This window comes from Geminocystis herdmanii PCC 6308 (genome assembly GCF_000332235.1).
In the GTDB taxonomy this organism is placed as follows: Bacteria; Cyanobacteriota; Cyanobacteriia; order Cyanobacteriales; family Cyanobacteriaceae; genus Geminocystis; species Geminocystis herdmanii.
Genome location: NZ_CM001775.1, coordinates 628,761 through 649,169 on the forward strand (window position 1 = coordinate 628,761; position 20,409 = coordinate 649,169).

General features: G+C 33.1%; 14 protein-coding genes. 6 read left to right on the forward strand and 8 right to left on the reverse strand.

Annotation, left to right across the window (positions count from 1 at the left end; translation table 11 throughout):
* Positions 1–4: 4 nt before the first annotated feature.
* The 3 genes from hisS to SYN6308_RS03100 all read right to left on the reverse strand — a co-directional run bounded on the left by hisS (position 5) and on the right by SYN6308_RS03100 (position 4,171).
* On the reverse strand, positions 5–1,267 hold the full coding sequence (gene hisS / locus SYN6308_RS03090) for a histidine--tRNA ligase (protein WP_017292967.1): 1,263 nt from the start codon (positions 1,265–1,267) through the stop codon (positions 5–7).
* A 284-nt stretch (positions 1,268–1,551) separates the two neighbouring features.
* On the reverse strand, positions 1,552–1,725 hold the full coding sequence (locus tag SYN6308_RS21645) for a hypothetical protein (protein ID WP_017292968.1): 174 nt from the start codon (positions 1,723–1,725) through the stop codon (positions 1,552–1,554).
* A 298-nt stretch (positions 1,726–2,023) separates the two neighbouring features.
* Positions 2,024–4,171 carry a Tex family protein gene (locus SYN6308_RS03100; protein WP_017292969.1) on the reverse strand — a complete coding sequence of 716 codons (2,148 nt, stop codon included), beginning with the start codon at positions 4,169–4,171 and terminating at the stop codon, positions 2,024–2,026.
* 263 nt (positions 4,172–4,434) lie between these two features.
* Here SYN6308_RS03100 and rpe point away from each other — a divergent pair, with 263 nt between their 5' ends.
* Together rpe and cheB are read left to right on the forward strand one after the other, a co-directional pair.
* Positions 4,435–5,130 (forward strand): ribulose-phosphate 3-epimerase, encoded by a 696-nt coding sequence (gene rpe, locus SYN6308_RS03105; protein ID WP_017292970.1) that lies wholly within the window; start codon positions 4,435–4,437, stop codon positions 5,128–5,130.
* Between the two features lie 241 nt (positions 5,131–5,371).
* Positions 5,372–6,418 carry a chemotaxis-specific protein-glutamate methyltransferase CheB gene (gene cheB / locus SYN6308_RS03110; RefSeq protein ID WP_017292971.1) on the forward strand — a complete coding sequence of 349 codons (1,047 nt, stop codon included), beginning with the start codon at positions 5,372–5,374 and terminating at the stop codon, positions 6,416–6,418.
* 314 nt (positions 6,419–6,732) lie between these two features.
* Here cheB and SYN6308_RS03115 read toward each other — a convergent pair whose 3' ends face one another.
* Positions 6,733–7,557 carry an acyl-CoA desaturase gene (locus SYN6308_RS03115; protein ID WP_017292972.1) on the reverse strand — a complete coding sequence of 275 codons (825 nt, stop codon included), beginning with the start codon at positions 7,555–7,557 and terminating at the stop codon, positions 6,733–6,735.
* 330 nt (positions 7,558–7,887) lie between these two features.
* On the opposite strand from SYN6308_RS03115, the gene SYN6308_RS03120 reads away from it, so the two are divergent.
* Positions 7,888–9,174, forward strand: coding sequence for an FAD-binding oxidoreductase (locus tag SYN6308_RS03120; protein ID WP_017292973.1), 1,287 nt, complete (start codon positions 7,888–7,890; stop codon positions 9,172–9,174).
* Positions 9,175–9,377: 203 nt separating this feature from the next.
* On the opposite strand, the gene SYN6308_RS03125 is transcribed toward SYN6308_RS03120, so the two are convergent.
* The 3 genes from SYN6308_RS03125 to hpf form a co-directional block, all read right to left on the reverse strand.
* The gene (locus SYN6308_RS03125; protein ID WP_017292974.1) at positions 9,378–13,535 is read right to left on the reverse strand and encodes a response regulator; all 4,158 of its coding nucleotides are present in this window, start codon (positions 13,533–13,535) and stop codon (positions 9,378–9,380) included.
* 175 nt (positions 13,536–13,710) lie between these two features.
* Complete coding sequence (locus tag SYN6308_RS03130; protein WP_017292975.1) at positions 13,711–14,664, reverse strand: ABC transporter ATP-binding protein; 954 nt, start codon at positions 14,662–14,664, stop codon at positions 13,711–13,713.
* Positions 14,665–15,075: 411 nt separating this feature from the next.
* Positions 15,076–15,657 carry a ribosome hibernation-promoting factor, HPF/YfiA family gene (gene hpf, locus SYN6308_RS03135; protein WP_017292976.1) on the reverse strand — a complete coding sequence of 194 codons (582 nt, stop codon included), beginning with the start codon at positions 15,655–15,657 and terminating at the stop codon, positions 15,076–15,078.
* 717 nt (positions 15,658–16,374) lie between these two features.
* Here hpf and SYN6308_RS03140 point away from each other — a divergent pair.
* The 3 genes from SYN6308_RS03140 (at position 16,375) to SYN6308_RS03150 (ending at position 19,039) form a co-directional block, all read left to right on the forward strand.
* Entirely contained in the window at positions 16,375–17,358 is a 984-nt protein-coding gene (locus SYN6308_RS03140; protein ID WP_017292977.1) for a hypothetical protein, read from the forward strand.
* A 231-nt stretch (positions 17,359–17,589) separates the two neighbouring features.
* Complete coding sequence (locus SYN6308_RS21650; RefSeq protein ID WP_017292979.1) at positions 17,590–18,018, forward strand: ion channel; 429 nt, start codon at positions 17,590–17,592, stop codon at positions 18,016–18,018.
* A gap of 115 nt (positions 18,019–18,133) precedes the next feature.
* Positions 18,134–19,039, forward strand: a complete 906-nt coding sequence (locus SYN6308_RS03150) for a bestrophin family protein (protein WP_017292980.1) — start codon at positions 18,134–18,136, stop codon at positions 19,037–19,039.
* Positions 19,040–19,378: 339 nt separating this feature from the next.
* Here SYN6308_RS03150 and SYN6308_RS03155 read toward each other — a convergent pair whose 3' ends face one another.
* Positions 19,379–20,251, reverse strand: coding sequence for a Tab2/Atab2 family RNA-binding protein (locus SYN6308_RS03155; protein ID WP_017292981.1), 873 nt, complete (start codon positions 20,249–20,251; stop codon positions 19,379–19,381).
* Between the last annotated feature and the right edge of the window lie 158 nt (positions 20,252–20,409).

Sequence of the window (20,409 nt, forward strand, 5' to 3'; positions counted from 1 at the left end):
AAAATTATCTTATTTCTGTACTTAGTAAATTTGTGATTAAATCTGCTTGGGATAGAGTTTTTTGTTCAGCAGTTTCGAGGTTTTTAACTTGAATTGTACCTTCTTCTACCTCACTATCTCCCAACACTAAACAAATTTTAGCACCACTTCGATCGCCCCGTTTAAACTGTTTAGCGAAGTTACTACCACTCAAATCTAATTCTACTTTAAAACCATGATGACGAAGATTTTGGGCAATAACAAGGGCTTCGCTTTCAGCTTTTTCCCCACGAGACACAAAATAAATGTCTGGAGAAGTGGCTTTTAAGGGTTGTAACTTTTCTAACAATAAGATTAACCTTTCCATACCCATTGCCCAACCAACGGCAGGAGTTGACACACCTCCCAACTGAGAGACTAAACCGTTATACCTCCCCCCTCCGCATACTGTCGCTTGGGCGCCCAAATCACTGGAAATGATTTCAAATGCAGTGTTAGTATAATAATCTAAACCCCTTACCAATCTAGGATTTAACTCGAAAGAGATACCTAATAGGCTCAAGAGAGTGCAGACTTGATTAAAATGCTTTTGAGAGTCATTTCCTAGAAAATCAAGGATACTAGGGGCTTTTTTAGCGATTTCTTGGGTTTTTTGATCTTTACTATCTAAAATTCGCAAGGGATTACGGGTTAATCTATCCTGTGAATCTGCGTCTAAATCAGCTTTGTAGGGAGTTAAATAATCCACTAAGGCTTGTTTGTAGGCAAGTCTATCTTCTTTACTACCCACAGAATTTATCTGTAGAGTCAGGTTTTTTAATCCTAATGCTTTAAGTATGTCAGTGGCGATCGCAATTACCTCAACATCCCCCCTAGGGGCATCACTACCTAACAATTCTAAACCTATTTGATGAAACTGTCTTTGTCTTCCCGCTTGAGGACGCTCATAACGAAACATTGCTCCACTATACCACAGTCGATCGACTCCCCCCGAAGCAGATAATTTATTTTGAATGTACGATCGAACTACTCCAGCAGTACCTTCAGGGCGTAAAGTAATAGTTCGATCGCCCTTGTCAGTAAATGTGTACATTTCTTTTCCCACTACGTCAGTGGCTTCACCGATACCCCTTTCAAACAGTGGAGTTTGTTCAAAAATAGGAGTACGAATTTCTTGATAATTAGCCTTAGTTAAGATTTCGGACGCAGTTTTCTCAAGGTACTGCCAGTATATTACCTCATGGGGTAATATATCTTTTGTACCTCTAATAGCTTGAATATTTTCCATAAAAATTGATTTTAATAATAAAAAGTGAGCTTTCTTACTTCTCGTTGTGATAAATTATTCCTTAAAAAAGATTGCACAAAGGGTGAAAGAATCTATAATAAATTTAATTGTCAATTATTACAATCCTTATAATATTGATTTTATCTTAATTTCTGATAAATACTGTAGAATAATCCTCATAAATAATTAATAATATTAGATAATTTTATTAAAAATAACTTTAAATAAGTTCAGTTTTAAGCTCGATCGTAGAGTAATGCTGTGCAGTAAAATTTTATAGAATTTTATTTAATGCTATTAATAAATTCTGTTACCGCATCATACTGATCAGCATAATTAATATATTTATTCAAAACTTCTATATTTAATTCAGGCAATAATTTACTTTTATTAACTTTAATATATTGCTCATTTTTTAGGATAAAAAGTGTTAATAAATCATCTTGATAAAACCACACTTCCGCAATCCCAATACGGCGATATATTTCTAAAATATTAATATCACCACTGGTAATAATTACCTCTATAACTAAATCAGCTGACTGACTGACACAATTATCTCAAATCCAGAGAAATCAATGTGAATAAGCTAAGACGCATTTAACTTACATTGATTAATTCACCCTTATTCTTAAATTTTTTACTCCAATTAATAACTAAACCTTCTTCATTCAATTATTTGATACAATTGTACGGGGAAGTTCAGAAATAAGTAAAAAAAGGGTTAAAACCCTTACTACGAACATATTTATTTGCCTAAATAGACTTCATGGAAAGACTAATTCTTTTTAGCTTCTCATTCACTTCTAAAACTCTTACCTTGACAATTTGTCCCACTTTTACTATTTCATTTGTGTCACTGACATATCGATCGCACAATTGAGAGATATGTATTAAACCATCTTGATGTACACCAATATCAACAAAAGCACCAAAATTAACCACATTAGTAACGATGCCTTCTAACTCCATTCCCTCTTTTAAATCCCTTACTTCTTTAATAGAATCATTAAATGTTGCATATTGAAATTCAGCACGAGGATCACGCCCCGGTTTCTCTAATTCTTTGAGAATATCTTTTAAAGTAGGCAGTCCAATATTTTCTGTTATATATTTCTTTAAATCAACTTTTTTGAGATGCTCATTAATTAGATTAATATTCGATAATGAGAGGTTTAAATCCTTAGCAATAGTTTTGACGATACCATAACTTTCTGGATGAACGGCGGTATTATCTAAAGGGTTTTCAGCGTCTCTAATTCGTAAAAATCCTGCGGACAATTCAAAGGTTTTATCCCCTAACTTTTTCACTTTTAATAATTCTTTTCTGGTTTTAAATGCTCCTTTTTCGTTACGATATTGAACAATATTATTAGCGATCGTTTGATTAATTCCTGAGACATAAGTTAGTAATTCTGATGATGCGGTATTTAAGTCCACCCCTACATAATTAACGCAACTTTCTACGGTTTCTTCTAATTTCTTTTTCAACAATTTTTGATCCACATCATGTTGATATTGTCCCACACCGATGGACTTGGGATCAATTTTGACTAATTCTGCTAAAGGGTCTTGTAGTCTTCTACCTATACTAATCGCCCCCCTAACGGTAATATCTAAATCGGGAAATTCTGCGATCGCAACTTTACTTGCGGAATAAATGGAAGCCCCCGATTCATTTACCATGACTTTAATGGGCTTTTTGTCAAGGGTTGCGTAAACTTCTGTAACAAATTCTTCCGTTTCCCGTGATGCTGTACCATTACCGATGGCAATTAGTTCGATTTTATGTTTAAGAATGAGCTTTTTTAAGGTATCTTTAGCTAATGCTCTTTTTTCTTGACCAGTATGGGGAAAAATGGCTTGATATTCTAAAAATTGCCCTGTTTCTGATAAAATTGCTACTTTGCAACCTGTCCGAAATCCCGGATCGATCGCTAAAGTGGGTTTCATACCAGCAGGAGAAGATAATAATAATTCTCGCAAATTCGCTTCAAAGGTTTTAATAGATTCTTCATCCGCCCATGTTTTGATACTCGATCGAACATCTCTGATTAAAGTTGGTTTCAATAACCGTTGAAAACTATCCTTTACCATGACTTGATAAAAGTCTCTCACGGTGGGAATTTTGGTTTTAATCACCTTCGACTCAAGGTAATTAATGACTCGTGACTCCTCAAAATCAATATCCACCACGAGGATTTTTTCCGCTTCTCCTCGAAATAGGGCAAGAATGTTATGAGGAGCAATTTTGGTAAGTTTGCTTTCAAAGTTACGATACATTTCAAATTTAGTCGTACCTTCAGGATAGTCATTTTTGATGTGAGAAATAAAACTACCGTTATCAAGGATAAATTCCCGTAAATATGCCCTTAAATCGGCTTTTTCTGCTATTTCTTCTGCTAAAATATCCCTAGCACCGTTTAAGGCTTCCTCGATCGATTTTACTTCATCAGACAAATATTTTTCTGCTTCTTGATCAAGATTTACGGATTTTGCTTGAGGTTGATTAAGACTTTTCAATAATTCAGCAAGGGGCGTTAAGCCTTTCTCCTTCGCCATAGTCGCCTTTGTCCGTCTTTTTGGCTTATAGGGCAAATAAAGGTCTTCCAACTCATTTTTTTGTAAACAAGCAACTATTTGAGCTTTTAAACTATCACTGAGAAGATTTTGCGAAGCGATACCATCTAAGATAACTTGTTTTCTAGCTTCCAATTCCTGTAAATATACGGTTCGATCGAGAATATTTCTTAGTTCAATCTCGTTTAAAGAACCAGTTTTTTCCTTACGATAACGGGCAATAAAAGGGATAGTCGCCCCCTCATTTAATAATTCCAAAGCACTGTTAACACTTTGAAGACTTAGGGATAATTCGTTAGCAATGACTTGAGGAATATTAAACATAGAAAATTAATTGAGAAGGTCGAATGGAGAAGGTCGAATGGAGAATTGAAGAATTTTGAGTTCAATTTATTGAACGTTGTATTATTAGCCGTGTAATTCATTCCACGGTGGGTTATTGATTAACACCCTAACACCCTAACACCCCAATACCCTAATACCTATTACTGATTATTTGTGGTAATTTTACCAAATCCTGATAAACTAAAGTAAATTTAAAGATTTTGTTACAATTAATTCCACACTAATTATATTTTATTATTACCATGAGTAAGAAAGAAGTTGTTATTTCCCCTTCTATTTTATCCGCTGATTTTAGCCGTCTCGGAGATGAAATCAAAGCCGTAGATGAAGCTGGTGCAGATTGGATTCACGTTGACGTTATGGATGGTCGTTTTGTGCCTAATATTACGATCGGTCCTTTAATTGTAAAGGCAATTCGTCCTTATACCAAAAAACCTTTAGATGTTCATTTAATGATCGTTGAACCAGAAAAATATGTAGCGGATTTTGCTAATGCTGGTGCTGATATTATATCTGTCCACGCTGAACATAACGCTTCCCCTCACCTACACCGCACTCTGTGTCAAATTCGTGAGTTAGGCAAATTATCTGGAGTTGTGCTGAATCCTTCCACTCCTTTAGAATTAATTGAGTATGTGATCGATGTGTGTGATTTGGTGTTAATCATGAGTGTTAACCCCGGCTTCGGTGGACAAAGTTTCATTCCTACCGTAGTACCTAAAATCAGAGCTTTACGTCAGATGTGTGATGAAAGAGGCTTAGACCCTTGGATTGAGGTTGATGGTGGTTTAAAAGCAAATAATACATGGCAAGTTCTTGAAGCTGGTGCAAATGCGATCGTAGCAGGTTCGGCAGTATTCAATGCCCCTGATTATGGTTCAGCCATTTCTTCTATCCGTAACAGCAAAAACCCTGCGAAAGAATTAGTAACCGCTTAATAATTGAGAATTAAGAATTAAGAATTAAGAATTAAGAATTAAGAATTAAGAATTAAGAATTAAGAAAATATCTCCCTGTCTTCCTGTCTTCCTGTCTTCCTGTCTTCCTGTCTTCCTGTCTTCCTGTCTTCCTGTCTTCCTATCTTCCTATCTCCCTATCTCCCTATCTCCCTATCTCCCTATCTCCCTGTCTTCCTATCTCCCCAATTCCCTATCTCCCACTGTCGCCCAAATCCAATATATGACCATTAAAGTATTACTTGTTGAAGATTCTCCTGTTGCTACTCTTTTGTTGCAAAAAATCATCAATACCTCTCCAGATGTCAGAATAATAGGCTGTGCAAAAACAGGCATTGAAGGTTTAGAGTTAGTACAAAAGTTAAATCCCGATGTGATTTGTACTGATTTACATATGCCCAAAATGAACGGGTTAGAATTTACGAAACAAGTGATGGCTAATTTTCCTAAGCCAATTTTAGTTATTAGTGCCTCCGTACAGGAAGAAGATACTAAACACGTTTTTGATGTTTTAAATGCTGGTGCTGTGGATATATTTCCTAAACCTCGTACAGGGCAATCAGGGGATTATGATCTGATTCGTGAACCTTTGTTAACAAAAATTCGTATTTTATCGGGGATTAAAGTATTTCGTCGCAAGTTACCATCCTCCCCTCCTTTTACTCCTTCCTCTACCACTTTTTCCCCTAGTACTTTTTCTTCTGCCAGTAAAGTTCAAATGATTGCGATCGGTACTTCAACGGGAGGACCTCAAGTTTTAGCGGAAATATTAGGAAAGATACCTGCTAATTTTTCTGTTCCCATTGTCTGTGTACAGCATATCAGTCAAGGATTTTTAGGAGGTTTAGTTGATTGGTTAAATAACAATTGTCAGTTAAAAGTTAAAGTTGCCATGACAGGTGAAAAACCTCAAGCAGGTTATCTTTATTTTCCTCCTGAAAAACATCATTTGGAGTTCGATCGAAATGGTCGTTTTTTCTGCTTTTCGGGGCTTCCAGTGGATGGACATTGCCCTTCTGTGACGGTGACTTTTAATTCCTGTGCCACGGTTTTCGGTAAAAATGCCATTGGTATTTTACTTACTGGCATGGGGAGAGATGGCGCCACTGGTTTATTATCTATGTTTCAACAAGGTGCTTATACCATTGCTCAGGATGAAGCTAGTTCTGTGGTGTTTGGTATGCCGGGAGAAGCGGTACGTTTAGGAGCGGCGAAAAAAGTGCTCCCCTCTAGTTCGATCGCCTCTCAAATTATGACTATGATTCGCTAGGTGTGGATAAAATGAAAAATCATAGTCTTAATCTATTTAATCTTTCCCTAGATTTAGATTTCCTGAGAAATGTTCATATAAGAACATTATTGAGGAAGGAAGACACGGGAAAGTTAAGCATACCGAAGCCTATAGTGTTTACTTAGGGTTTAACGGAAAGTTATGACAAAATTATCAAAATTGATAGAAATGACCAAGATAAACCCTAATCGATTTCTATGTTTTTGGAAGTCTTAGAGCAAGGATAAGTTAGGGAAAAATTAACCTACCTAATTCCTAATACCTATCTTGATCAAAGCTCGATCGAAATCTGCTTAATTAGCTTTTAAAACTGGTGCTAATTTTATATTTTTTGCTAAACCGAAAAATTCTAAAAATTTAATGGTAAACCATGTTAAGTCAAGTTCCCACCACTGAAAACCATGACGAGCAGAATATTGGAAAGCATGGTGATTATTGTGCCAACCTTCACCGAAAGTTAATAAGGCAACCCACCAACAGTTACGAGAGTGATCATTGGATTCGTGGCTTACATAACCAAATTTATGAGTAGCACTGTTAACAAACCAAGTTACATGAAATACTAACACTAAACGAAGAAAAATACCCCAGACAACGAAAGGGATTCCGCCCCACCATAAGAGAAATAAACCGAGAACGAATTGAATGGGAATAAAATATTTTTCACAGAAAAGATAAAAAGGATCGTTTTGAATATCTTTTGTATATTTGGGAACGTGTTGATTAGCAGGATTTTTAATAAACATCCAACCCATGTGACTCCACCAAAAACCTTTGTTAGAATCATGGGGATCACCTTCATGATCAGAATATTTATGATGAATACGATGTAAACCTACCCAAGAAATTGGTCCTCCTTGACAAGCTAATGCGCCACAAAGAACAAGGATATACTCTACCCATTTTGGAGCGTCAAAGCTACGATGGGAAACGAAACGGTGATAACCTAATGTGATACCAATACAAGCGGTTAACCAGTATAAAAAAGCTGTAACTCCTACGGCTTTCCAGCTAAAATTACTAGGTAGAAACGCAAATAAAGCTACTAAATGAATAGTAGCCATGTAAATAATAATATGCCATGCCAAAGGCGGTTTTTCGGAAGTTGTAACTGTCATTTTTTAGATGTGAACTATATTTGGTTTTTATTTTACTATTTTGTACTGTTAAACAAATTAAAATTTAATAAAATTTTTAGATTATAACTTGTAGGAAAACCCAGAAAACAGAAACAAAACTACTATGGCTATCGATCGTCCTAGACCAAGTTAAAATAATTTTGATTGGAATATTCAGATCATCACCTTAAAATTATAAACTATAAATTGAGATTAATAATTATAATTTTTATAAATATCTCAAAGCTTTATTTTAATTAACTTTGAGCAATTTTAAAGTTACAAAAATTCAAAGATTACTCATAAAAAAACTTAACTAACAAATATAAAATGAAGATAAATTTTTCAATTCCTTTAACACAAATTCAAGAAAAAGTTAGTGATATTAACGGCGAATCTTTAGAAATTGTTGAATGGGATCAAGTTGAACCTTGGAAAAATAGAATTAGTCAACTCAAGACAAAAAGTGATGTTCCTTCCTATCTGGTTATTCCCAATACCAAGGATATGTTATCACAGTTTTTGAATGTTTGTGACGAACATCTATTTCCAATTTTTCCAGTGGGTAACGCTACGAAGATAAATTGGGGTAAGTCGATCGATCGAGCTAAGATATTTGTCAGTACCCAGAGAATCAACGGTATCATTGATCATGCGGTGGAAGATTTAACCGTAACAGTAGAATCAGGCATGAAAATCAAAGACTTACAGCAGATTTTAGCCTTAAAAGGACAATTTTTACCCATTGATCCTTGTTTTCCCGAATCTGCCACCATTGGGGGAATTATTGCCACGGCAAACACGGGGAGTTGGCGACAAAGATATGGGGGAGTAAGAGATTTATTGTTAGGTATTTCTTTTTTGCGAGGGGATGGCAAGGAAGCTAAAGCGGGGGGGAGAGTGGTGAAAAATGTAGCTGGTTATGATTTAATGAAGTTGTTTACGGGTTCTTATGGTAATTTAGGCATTATTACAGAAGCTACATTTCGTTTGTTTCCTTTACCAGAAAATTCTTTAACGGTGACGCTAACAGGAGAGAAGGATTCTATTTATCAGTTACAAAAAACTGTTACTGCTTCGGGTTTAACTCCCACTGCTATGGATTTATTATCAAAATCTTTAGTTAAAACCTTTGATTTAGGTACAGAATTAGGGTTAATATTGCGTTTTCAAGGCATTACTGAGAGTATTAAACAACAGTCATCCCAAGTAATAACCTGGGCAGAAAACCTTAATTTATCAATAAAAATTTATGATGATCAAGAGGAGTTAAATTTATGGAAAAACTTACCTTTAAAAACCTATGAAGGAGATGTTATTTGTAAAGTGGGCATTGTACCAAGTCAGGCGATTAATTTAATAGATAAATATGATAATCATGGTTTAATTAATATTAGTCAAGGAATAGGTTTTTTATCTTTTTCTGAAGCAATAAAAAGTCATCATATTCTCAATTTACGTCAATTTTGTAATGATAATAGTGGTTTCTTAACGGTTTTAAATGCTCCTTTTAAACCTCAATTTGAGCCTTGGGGCTATGTTGGTAATGGGTTAAAAATGATGAAGATTATTAAACAAAATTTTGATCCTCAAGGGGTTTTTGTCGATCGATTATAAGGTGATTTCTGAGAATAATTATACCCGATCGATCCCCCCTAACCCCCCTTAAAAAAGGGGGAATCATTGAGAAGATTGGTATATTCTTTCTTGGAAACCACCTAATCTCAAGAAAAAGAAAGAGATAATAGAAAAAATATCGAAGGAATTGTCGAACGAAGGTATCCCCTACCCTCATCAAAATACGATGAGACAAACCCCGCTTATTGTAATTTTTTCAATTCTTGACGCATTAAAATTTCTATTTGTTTATATTCTGCAATTAATTGTGGAATGAGAAGAGAAGATTCTTTTAAATCATTTTTTACCGAGCATAATTCAACTTTTTTCGATAAATCAGCTAATTTTATCGCACCTAAACTAGCACTACTAGATTTAAGGGTGTGAGCATTAATTTTGATTTCGGGGAGATTCCTAGTGGCTAAGGCATTAATTAAACCCTGTATCAGTTTAGGGCTATCTTCTAAATAAGCATTGAGTAAATCGCAAAAAACTTCCTTAAAGTCTTCTTCTCCAATCATTTCTTTTAATTCTGAGAGTACTTCTGAATCTAATTGCACCATAATTTTTGGGGATTCTGGTTGTCTATTATTAATTATGTCTGAAGTGGAGTTATTTTTTTTAAGATTTTTTAATTTTTGTACTAAACTTTCTACCCTCACAGGTTTCGATAAATAATCATTCATTCCCGCCGATAAACAAATTTCTCGATCGCCCTCCATGGCATTAGCCGTCATGGCTATAATATAAGGGGCATTGCCTTGAAAATTACCGTAGGGAGTATCCCAAAGAGTACGAATTTGACGAGTAGCGGTTAAACCATCCATTTCCGGCATTTGCACATCCATCAAAATTAAATCATAGGATTGACGGCGTAAAGTTTCTAATACTTCCAACCCATTGGCTACTACTTCCGCACGATAACCTAAACGTTTGAGAATATTAGTAATAACTTTTTGATTAACAATGTTATCTTCGGCAATCAAGATTTTTAAAGGTGCAATACTAGCAATATTATCATAGGGGGAAGAACTTGAAAGAGTATCCACGGACTTAAAATAATTACCTATTTCTTGATGACAAATTTTTGTCAAAATATCTGATAGTTGAGATTGTTTGATGGGTTTACTAAGGGTGGCACTCCAATCGACTTGTTTAATATAGTCTTGCATTTCAAAATTACCGATCGAACTTAACAAAATTAAAGGTAAATTTTTATAAGCAGGTAAAAGACGAATTTGTTTAGCTAACGTTACCCCATCCATAGAAGGCATTTGCATATCTAAAATAGCTAAATCAAGAGGAGGTTGATTTTTCAATAAAGCTAAAGTCGATCGACCCGATGAGGTTAAGATAGATTCCATACCCAAATTATTACACTGAATCATCAACACCTGACGGTTAGTATCATTGTCATCCACAATTAAAACTTTTTTGCCCTTTAAAATTTCAGGATTAGGAGGGGTAGTCGTAGCAAAAAGATTGGAAACGTTAGTTTTAATAGTAAAACAAAACATCGAACCTTGATCATTTAACCCCGAAGAAATCACCCAATCAGGAGGAGAATTACCTGCAATATTACCTTTACTTTCCACCCACATTCTACCCCCCATCATTTCCACCAAACGCAAACAAATAGCTAAACCTAACCCCGTGCCTCCATAGTTACGAGTGGTAGAAGCATCCACCTGAGAAAAAGCCTTAAATAATCTATCCATACGACTAGCAGGAATACCAATTCCTGTGTCTTTCACCGTAAAAATTAACTCATATTCTGTGACATTATCATTTATTTTCGTAGTTTTGTAAATTCCTACAGATAAAACAACTTCCCCTGTTTTCGTAAATTTAATACTATTACTGAGTAAATTAACTAAAATTTGTCTTAATCTGGTAACATCTCCATTCACCGTAGATGGAATTTCTGGAGGAATAAAATAAATTAATTCCAAATTTTTATTTAAGGCTTTTGGCGCTAACAAATCCAATGATTCTTCCACTACCAAATGAATAGGCAACGGTTGATATTCTAACTCTAGGTTTCCCGACTCAATTTTAGAAAAATCGAGAATATCATTAATAATCGTTAATAAAGTATCTCCACTGGTGCGGATAATTTCAGCAAACTCTTTTTGTTCATCATTTAAAGGTGTATCTAATAATAAACCTGTCATACCAATAACGGCATTCATGGGAGTGCGGATTTCGTGACTCATAGTCGCCAAAAACTCACTTTTAGCCTGATTAGCCGCCTCAGCTTGTTCTTTTGCTAGTTGTAAGTCTTGTTCTACCTTAATTTTTTCAGTAATTTCTGTAATTGTACCTACCAAACGATAAGGTTTTCCTTCTTCGTCAACATCTTGATTTCCCTTGGCTAGAATCCAAATATAATCACCATTAGAATGTTGGATACGATGAATATTTTGATATAAGTTAGTTTCTCCCGATAAATAATTATGAATATCGTGTAAATTTTGTTCTAAATCTTCCTCATGGATGTTATGAAACCAACTATCAATATTAGGGGGTAAAGGATTATTTTCATAACCGATAATTCGCATCCATGTCGGGGAAAAATAAATTTCATTGGTATTCAAATTCCAATCCCAAAGTCCATCATTTGTACCTGAAATTGCTAATTCATAACGTTCATCTTTTTTTCTTAATAAATCTTCAATTTCTTTTTTTTCTTCTATTTCTTCTTCTAATCTTTTCGTATTTAATCTTAATTCCTGAGTACTTTCTTCTACTTTCAGGAATAAGTTTTCTCTGGATTCTTCTAATTCTTGGAATTTTTCTTGTAACGCATAAATCATCGATCGATAATTATCCGCTAAAATTTCAATTTCTTTAATTCCCGTAATTTCCCAAATAAAGGGAAGATTATCAGTAATTTTATCAGGCAAATCTGTAGTAATCATTGCCAATTTATCTAAAGGTTTGACTAATTTTTTACTTATTTGATCAGCGAATAAAAATGCGATAAGAATAAGAATATACATAGTAGCCAAAGATTTAATATAATTAATTTGTAAACCTTTGATGTAAGGTTCAGCTTTAATTTTTACTAAAATATTCCAAGAAAAATTTTCACTGACGGAAATTTTTTTCACATAAAATGAGTTGCTCCAGCGAGTCATAATAGGGACACCAGGTTGAATGGGCAACCATTGCTCTATATTATTATTTAAAGGGCTAATTTTGTAATTTGCACCATTAATATTACTATTATCATCTGTTAAGTTATTCGTACTAATCACTTGATTTTTAGCATCTAAAATAAAGACAATAACATTATTTTTAAGTTTATTTAATTGCAAAAAGTTACTTAAATTTTTACTATAAACAGTGGCAAAAACTACTCCTTGAAATTCCTTATTTGCTCCTACAATGGGATAACTGAGAGTTATGTGAGGAATAGAAAAATTCTGATGTCTATGAATATCAGTTATTGTCAATTGAGGATTTTTTTTACCCGTTACCAATTCATTAATATCTTTAAAATCTTCTTGAATTAGTTCTTCCTGTTCTTTATCAATGAAAGAGGAAGCAATTAAATTACCATTTTTATCAATTATAGATATATTAGATAAATCAGTAAAAATATTTTTAATAGTAGATAATTTATTGTCTAATAAATCTTGATTATCCAGATTAAAAGATGCTATTTTTTGCAGTGCTAAACTACGATTTTCCTGCCAATTTAATATGTCCGATCGCCATTCATCGGCGGTACTATTAAGTTTGTCTATAATTGACGATTCAATATTATTAATTTTATTATAGGTATTAATAATAGTAATGGTAAGAGTCGGGATTAAAATTAAACTAATTAATAAGTTAAATAAGTTTTTTTGAAAAGATAATAATAGTTTTTTATCAGGTAATTTTATTAACTTATTGACGGGGAAATAACTAATAATTAAAATAGAAATTAAACTATTTAAAATGCTATTAACACCTTGTTTAAATATTATTAAAATAACCCCTAAAAAAGATACTTTAAGAATAAAATAATAAAACAGAAAAATTAAAGAACTACCAATTACTGACCAATAAAATATATTAGTTATAATTAAATTTTGATTTTTTTTCTCCCAATAATAGCTCACAAAAATAGCTTCTAACGTGTGTATAATAAGGGCGTAGGGATGCCCCCATAATATCCATGTGTAAGAGCCACAAATAATAGCACTAATTATACCCCATAAACTTCCATAAAAATAGACAATTATCCAAACAAAAATAGTTCCAAATAAAAAGTCCACCCCAAAAAATAAAGGTAGTTTGAGATAATTTCCTAAGAAGGAAAATATCACTAAAATTAATAACGGAAGACTAATTTTTGTCTTACTTTGCATGGTTAGGGAAAGATAATTAGGGGTTGCCTCATAGTATGCTGATGAGGGTTGGTAATAGGTAATAGGTAATAGTGAGAAAAACTGATTACTTAATCGGACAATATAAACTCATTAGATAAGATAATATTTATTATAATTTAACCTGACCTATATTTAAGAGTTTTTACGGAGAAATTCATGATTGATTATCGATTAACTCGTTAGTCGTCAGTTGTAAAAATACATCTTCAAGGGAGGGATGACTTCTTTTCATCTCATAAAGACTAATTCCTTGAGAGACAATGAGGGAAGCAATATCTTTGCCTGAATCATAGTTATCGAGATTAATTTTAATTAAAAAGCGGTTTTCCATGTCGGAAATGGCTTCAATCTTGACACTTTTTACTCCTGCAATTTCCTCTAATTTCACAGATAAATTGTTAATATCTCCTTCAACTTCTATGTTATATCCTCCACTGCCTTGCATTTGCTGTAAAAGTTCGTCTGGTTTACCCGTAGCGACAACACTACCTTTATTAATAATAGTGACGAAATCACAAGTCATACTCACTTCGGGCAAAATATGAGTGGAGAGAATAACGGTTCTTTCTCCTGCTAAACTTTTAATGAGATTTCTTACTTCGATAATTTGACGAGGGTCTAAACCAACGGTAGGTTCATCTAAAATAATAACAGGTGGATCATGTACAATCGCCTGTGCTATGCCAACTCTTTGACGATAACCTTTGGATAATTTGCGGATAATGGTATTCGATCGATCCTCTAGTTGACAACATTGTAAAGCCTTTTGTACCTTTTGGGCTCGATCGCCACTGGAAACTCCTTTAATTTTTGTGACGAAACCGAGATAATCTTTGACTGTCATATCGGTATAAAGGGGGGGATTTTCTGGCAAATAACCAATTCTTTCCCTTACCGCCATAGGATTTTCATGGACTTCAAAACCTGCGATAATAGCTTTACCTGTGGTAGCTGGAATATAACCGCTAAGAATACGCATGGTTGTAGTTTTTCCTGCTCCATTTGGTCCTAAAAATCCTAAGATAGTACCCTTTTCCACAGAAAAAGAAACATTTTTAATGGCTTGAGTCGCGCCGTAAATTTTACCTAAATCATTAACTTCAATCATTAGAATACTGATTATTTTTATATTCTCAATTTTAAATCTATAAGATGAAAATTTTAACGATTTTTAGGCTGAAGTAAAGGAAAAAGAAATGTTAAGATTAGAAATACTTTGTAAAGTTGTAGAAATTTTTGATCATGTCCATATCACTCGATTAAAATATATTATATATAAATCACGGTTTTCCCTATCTATATAACTCTTGCTCGTGGTTTGGGTGTCTTTTTTCTTACCGTTATTATGTGCATTATTTTAGGCTCGATCGCTACTCATAAACTACAATTAGCCGATCCTGCCGATATATTTTAAATAGAAATTTTATAGTCTGAAAACCTTTATTTTTCAGTATTTCTCCTATCTTCTGTCTCCTAACTCCTATTTCCTGTCTTCACAAAAAAACGTTTTCATCAAACCCTAATGAGTCGCATTACGGGGTTGAATCACACCAAAACCGCCATGATTGCGCTGGTAGATAACGTTGATGTCTCCTGTTTCTTTATTTTGAAACATATAAAAATCATGATCTACCATTTGTAACTGCTCTAAAGCATCATCGATCGTCATGGGAGTCATGGCAAAGTATTTCATTCTAACTACTTCCGTTGGTAATTCAGGAGTGCGATCGCCAATAAGATTACCTTCAACGGGTTTTTCTTCCACCGCATCAGTAGTTTTAACTTGAGGGTGAATTTTTTTGTCTAATTGTCTTTCTTTATATTTGCGCAGTTGACGAGCAATTTTATCAGAAACAAGGTCAATACTGGCATATAAATTTTCACTATGTTCTTGCGCCCGAATTATCGTACCATTAGCATATACCGTAACTTCTGCTTTATGTTTGTCGCTAATACGAGCATTTCTAGCCACGGATAAATGTACATCAACTTTTGTTGCTAAATTTTGAAAATGTTTAACAGCTTTTTCTAGTTTTTCCTCTACATAATCATGGATAGATTCAGTGACTTCAATATTGTTTCCTTGAATTAAAAATTTCATAATTAATACTCCATTTATTAGGTAATCATTACCCTGTTTTTATATTTGAAAATAAATAAAGTTTTAGCCTTAATCCTCAAAATTGGATAGTTTATACTATTGTTTTCCTCTAACTCAATACCCTACATTAATTAAGACTTAATAAATTTAGGTGAGAATTTTGGTAACTAAAACTGTCGATCGAGCTTCTAAACAACATAATATTTTAAGTGTAGTTTTATGCTATCTAGTACCTTTTTCCTCCTTTATTTTTTCCCTATACTATATACATTAACACTTTTGTTATTAAAAAAACAATGATTTTAACTTATTTTTATGTTTGTTTATTATTTCATTAAGTTATGTAAAGAGTATGGTAAATTTTTACTGTAACTATCAATTTTTAAAATTAAGCCCCTTGATTAAATTAATAAACAGGTAGCCTAATAAAATTTAATCGATTTTTCTGTAAATTAAATTTTTAATACCTAAAACTATTGTAGAGACATAAAATTTTACGTTTTTATGGGAATTTTTGGAGATGTCTAATGGAGATATAGCAGTCAGTTATGAGTTGTGAAAATTATCTTATCATCAAAGGCAAGAGGCAAAAGGCAAAAGGCAAGATTAGTCGTATCTTCGATATTTTTTCTAATAATTTATTTCTCACAAATGATTCCTGATTGCTATATATAATAAATTTAATCCCTGATTATCTTAAAAAAATATTTTTGGTATATGGATAGTGAAAAATTGTTAAAATTTTTGATAGAAGATGAATTAAAAAATCCTTCTTTTTCTCACCATTATAAAAAACAAGAATTGTTAGCTCAAAAAATTAGTTTATTTTCTCAAATTTTTCCTCCCGTGACAATTTTAGTAGAGAATATAGGTATTAAAAATTTTGATAATTATTTAAAGAGTTTTTGGTATTTTTGGCTTCCTTTAGCTTTAGAATTAGCACAAAAAAAACAAAATAATTCCCCTCCCTTAATTGTAGGAATTTTAGGGTTACAAGGTACAGGAAAAACCACTTTAACTAAAATTTTAACTCAAATTTGGCAATGTTTAGAGTTAAGTTCTATTGAATTTTCCCTTGATGACTTATATAAAACTTATGAAGAAAGACAGGAGTTATTAAAGAAAGATTCTCGTTTAATTTGGCGTGGTCCTCCCCGTACTCATGATATATTATTAGGGTTAGAAATCTTCGATCGAATCAAAACACAAAACTATCCGCTGAAAATTCCTCGTTTCGATAAATCTTTATATAACGGTATGGGCGATCGAGTTAGTTTTGATACCTTCACCCAAGCTGATATAATTCTTTTTGAAGGTTGGTTTATGGGAATGCAACCCGTTTGCGAAACTGCTTTTATCAATCCCCCCTATCCCATCGTGACAAAAGAAGACAAGCAATTCGCTTTAGACAACAATGAAAGATTGAAAGAGTATTTACCCCTGTGGGAAAAATTAGATTATTTAATCATACTTAAAGCTGAAGATTATCGCTATAGTTTGCCATGGCGTAAAGAAGCTGAACATAAAATGATACAACAAGGAAAAACTGGCATGAGTGATGCAGAAATTGAGCAATTTGTTCATTATTTTTGGAAGGCTTTACATCCAGAAATTTATCTTCCACCTCTGTTAAATTATGCTAATTTAGTTGTTAATCTTAACTTCGATCGATCGATTAAATCCATAGAATTTATAAAATAAATATTATGATAAAAAATCATGCCCACTGATAAAAATAAATACACATCGCTTTTATTAAACTTAATCATTCTATTTTTATTAATTCCTTTATCTGCATATGTAAAAAATACAGAATTTTTATTTTCTTTAAGTTTTACTTTGATGATAATTTTTGCAATTAAAACGTTAAATTTGTCGAAATAAATTCTCAAAATTTTTTACACCTTAGCTGGATTATCTCTAATAACAGACTTGATTAATATTTATGATACAAGTTATATTTCACAATTATTAACGAATATAACTAATATTTTTGATGCTATATTTTTAATTTTTTCTATTATGACTATTTACGGAAAAATTAATTTAGAAACGAATGTTAATAATGATGTAATAAGAGGCGGTATTTGTATTTATCTTATGTTAGGTATTTTATGGTATTTATTTTATCAAATGATTTATATTTTTGATATTAATGCCTTCCGTTTTCCTGAATTTAGAAGTGCATCAGAAAATATTAATTTATTTTATTTTAGTTTTATCACTTTAACCACAGTAGGTTATGGGGATATAACTCCTGTTAATAATTATGCCATGATTTTTAGTAATTTAGAAGGACTATGCGGACAACTTTTTCCTGCTATTTGTATCGCTACATTAGTTAGTTTATACAAAAAATAAAAACTAAATTTTAGATATATTAATTTAACTAAATATTTCATCTTTTTTTACAAAATTGATCATTTTCATATATGGAGAATTATTATAATAAATGGGGAAATTCGATCGAACTATAATGAAATTTAATAGTTTTCATAAAAACAGAAAATCTTGGTTTCGAGCCTTATTTAATCTCAATACTTCCATACTTCCTATCGTATGGGAAAAAGCCGTATTTTTTGGATTTATTTCCTTTCTAGTATGTCTAGGAAATGAATCTGGATTTTTAATTTCTCGCCCTGCATTAACAGGTTTAATTCCTACCCTTGTGTTAAGTTTACTCTTAGTTTTTCGTACTAATTCCGCTAACGATCGATTTTGGGAAGGGCGCAAACTATGGGGTACAATAGTCAACACCCTAAGAAATCTAGCATGGCAAATTTGGGTGAACATTCAAGAAGTTACCCCCGATGACAAAGAAAAAAAAATCTATACCCTCAAACTATTAACGGTATTTGCCATCGTCACCAAAAATCATTTACGAGGAGAAATAGGAGAAGAAGAAATTAAGCCTTTTCTATCAACCACCCACTATCATCAATTAATCACCAGTCAACATTTACCCCTGCAAGTCGCCAGTTATCTGGGAGAATATTTATATCAAGAGTCTCAAAAAAATAATCTTAACCCCTACCAATTAAGCAAGATGCAGGAATTAATTAATATTCTGATGAATATGGTAGGGGGATGTGAAAGAATTTTGAAAACTCCCATACCTTATTCCTATAGTATTCACCTGCGACAATTACTTTTTCTATACTGTGTTTTACTGCCTTTTCAATGCGTTGAATCTTTAGGATGGGCAACAATTCCCTTTGTGACGATCGTCAGTTATATATTATATGGTATAGAAGCCATCGCCCTTGAAATCGAAAACCCTTTCGGTACAGACCCTAATGATTTACCATTAGATCAGATATGTCAAACTGTCAATCAAAATATTCAAGATTTTATTCTTAATCAAGATAGATATAAGAATTAAGAATTAAGAATTAAGAATTGAAAATGCAAAACTATTCACTATTCACTACCCTCACCAAAAAACTTTTTCAGCAACCTCTAGTTAGGGTTTGCTGAATAAGTCAGAAAGCTATTAAAATCAACGGTTTAGACACACTACATTAACAAAAACTGCACAGTTTTAGCAATTTTTACGAGAAAATCAAGCATTTTTAACCTTATTTTTTTGAAGTAATAAGGTTTTCCCCTGTACTTTGTATAATCTGAAAACCTTTATTTTTCATTCTTTAACCTGATACCTGATACCTGACACCTGACACCTATCCCCATCAAAAGACTTTTTCAGCAGACCCTAGTTAGGTTAAACTTGATCTAAAAGTAACCAAAAACCAGCGAAAGATTCAGACTCAGGGGAGGATTGTATCGCTAAAAAATGAACTCCGTTAGCTTGTTTTTTTGCCTTCTCAAAACCTTCCCCTTCCGCTAAAGTTGCTTTATCCGTGAGATTGGCAAGTATCCAACTGTCACTAACTCCCGTTTCTAAACATATTTTAGAAAATGCGCTTTTTTCTAGTCGTAAATAGCCTAACTCTAAACCCGACATCCATCCAGCTAGGGGTAACGATCGAGCCGAAAAAATAATTAATCCGGGTATGATAGTATCAGGGGGAATATTTGCCATAGATAAAGGATAGGCTTCTCCGAAGGCAATATCCCATTCTTTCATCTCCGCCAAATCTTTAGCGCTAAGGCTGACTAATGCCCATTTATCTTGTTTATCTCCTTTGACGGCATCGGGAAGATTAACAGCGTTATTTTGGGGATATTGTACAGAAGTAGTTTGAGCCGATTTTTCATCATAGCCTGATTGTTGAGGATAAAAGTTTTGACTTCTTTCTTCTAACCATTGATTTAAAGCGTAGGTATGACGAGAAGAAAATACTGGAATTTGTGCTAATTCACACCCTTTGATGATCATATTATTCATCTGACGGCGAAAAAAGCGTATTTTGCTGGGAGTGTCTCCTGATTTTTCGATGGCAGTTTCGATCGCTTTTTGTAAAGTGATAGAATTTACTTCATTATTAGAACAAAACTGGGAATAACGAAATAAAGAGTTAACATCAGTATCGATGGAAGTAGGACTTTCACAGATGAGAATTTCCCATAGTTTCTTGTTATTTTCATCTAAAATCGGTCGTGAATAAAAATCTAATTCCCAAATTTTGCCCATTGTACAGTTCTATTTAATTTCGATCGAAGGTTATAGCAGATCAATTTACCTTAGCTATCCTACCATTTAAAGTACCGTTTAATTAACAATGAACAATTAATATATCCTTACTCCTTACTCCTTACTCCTTACTCCTTACTCCTTACTCCTTACTCCTT

Coding starts and splice junctions, on each gene's coding strand:
- SYN6308_RS03155 (WP_017292981.1), bottom strand. CDS start 20,251: ATGGGCAAAATTTGGGAATTAGATTTTTATTCACGACCGATTTTAGAT.
- hisS (WP_017292967.1), bottom strand. CDS start 1,267: ATGGAAAATATTCAAGCTATTAGAGGTACAAAAGATATATTACCCCAT.
- SYN6308_RS03150 (WP_017292980.1), top strand. CDS start 18,134: ATGAAATTTAATAGTTTTCATAAAAACAGAAAATCTTGGTTTCGAGCC.
- SYN6308_RS03130 (WP_017292975.1), bottom strand. CDS start 14,664: ATGATTGAAGTTAATGATTTAGGTAAAATTTACGGCGCGACTCAAGCC.
- SYN6308_RS03140 (WP_017292977.1), top strand. CDS start 16,375: ATGGATAGTGAAAAATTGTTAAAATTTTTGATAGAAGATGAATTAAAA.
- hpf (WP_017292976.1), bottom strand. CDS start 15,657: ATGAAATTTTTAATTCAAGGAAACAATATTGAAGTCACTGAATCTATC.
- rpe (WP_017292970.1), top strand. CDS start 4,435: ATGAGTAAGAAAGAAGTTGTTATTTCCCCTTCTATTTTATCCGCTGAT.
- SYN6308_RS03120 (WP_017292973.1), top strand. CDS start 7,888: ATGAAGATAAATTTTTCAATTCCTTTAACACAAATTCAAGAAAAAGTT.
- SYN6308_RS03125 (WP_017292974.1), bottom strand. CDS start 13,535: ATGCAAAGTAAGACAAAAATTAGTCTTCCGTTATTAATTTTAGTGATA.
- SYN6308_RS03100 (WP_017292969.1), bottom strand. CDS start 4,171: ATGTTTAATATTCCTCAAGTCATTGCTAACGAATTATCCCTAAGTCTT.
- cheB (WP_017292971.1), top strand. CDS start 5,372: ATGACCATTAAAGTATTACTTGTTGAAGATTCTCCTGTTGCTACTCTT.
- SYN6308_RS03115 (WP_017292972.1), bottom strand. CDS start 7,557: ATGACAGTTACAACTTCCGAAAAACCGCCTTTGGCATGGCATATTATT.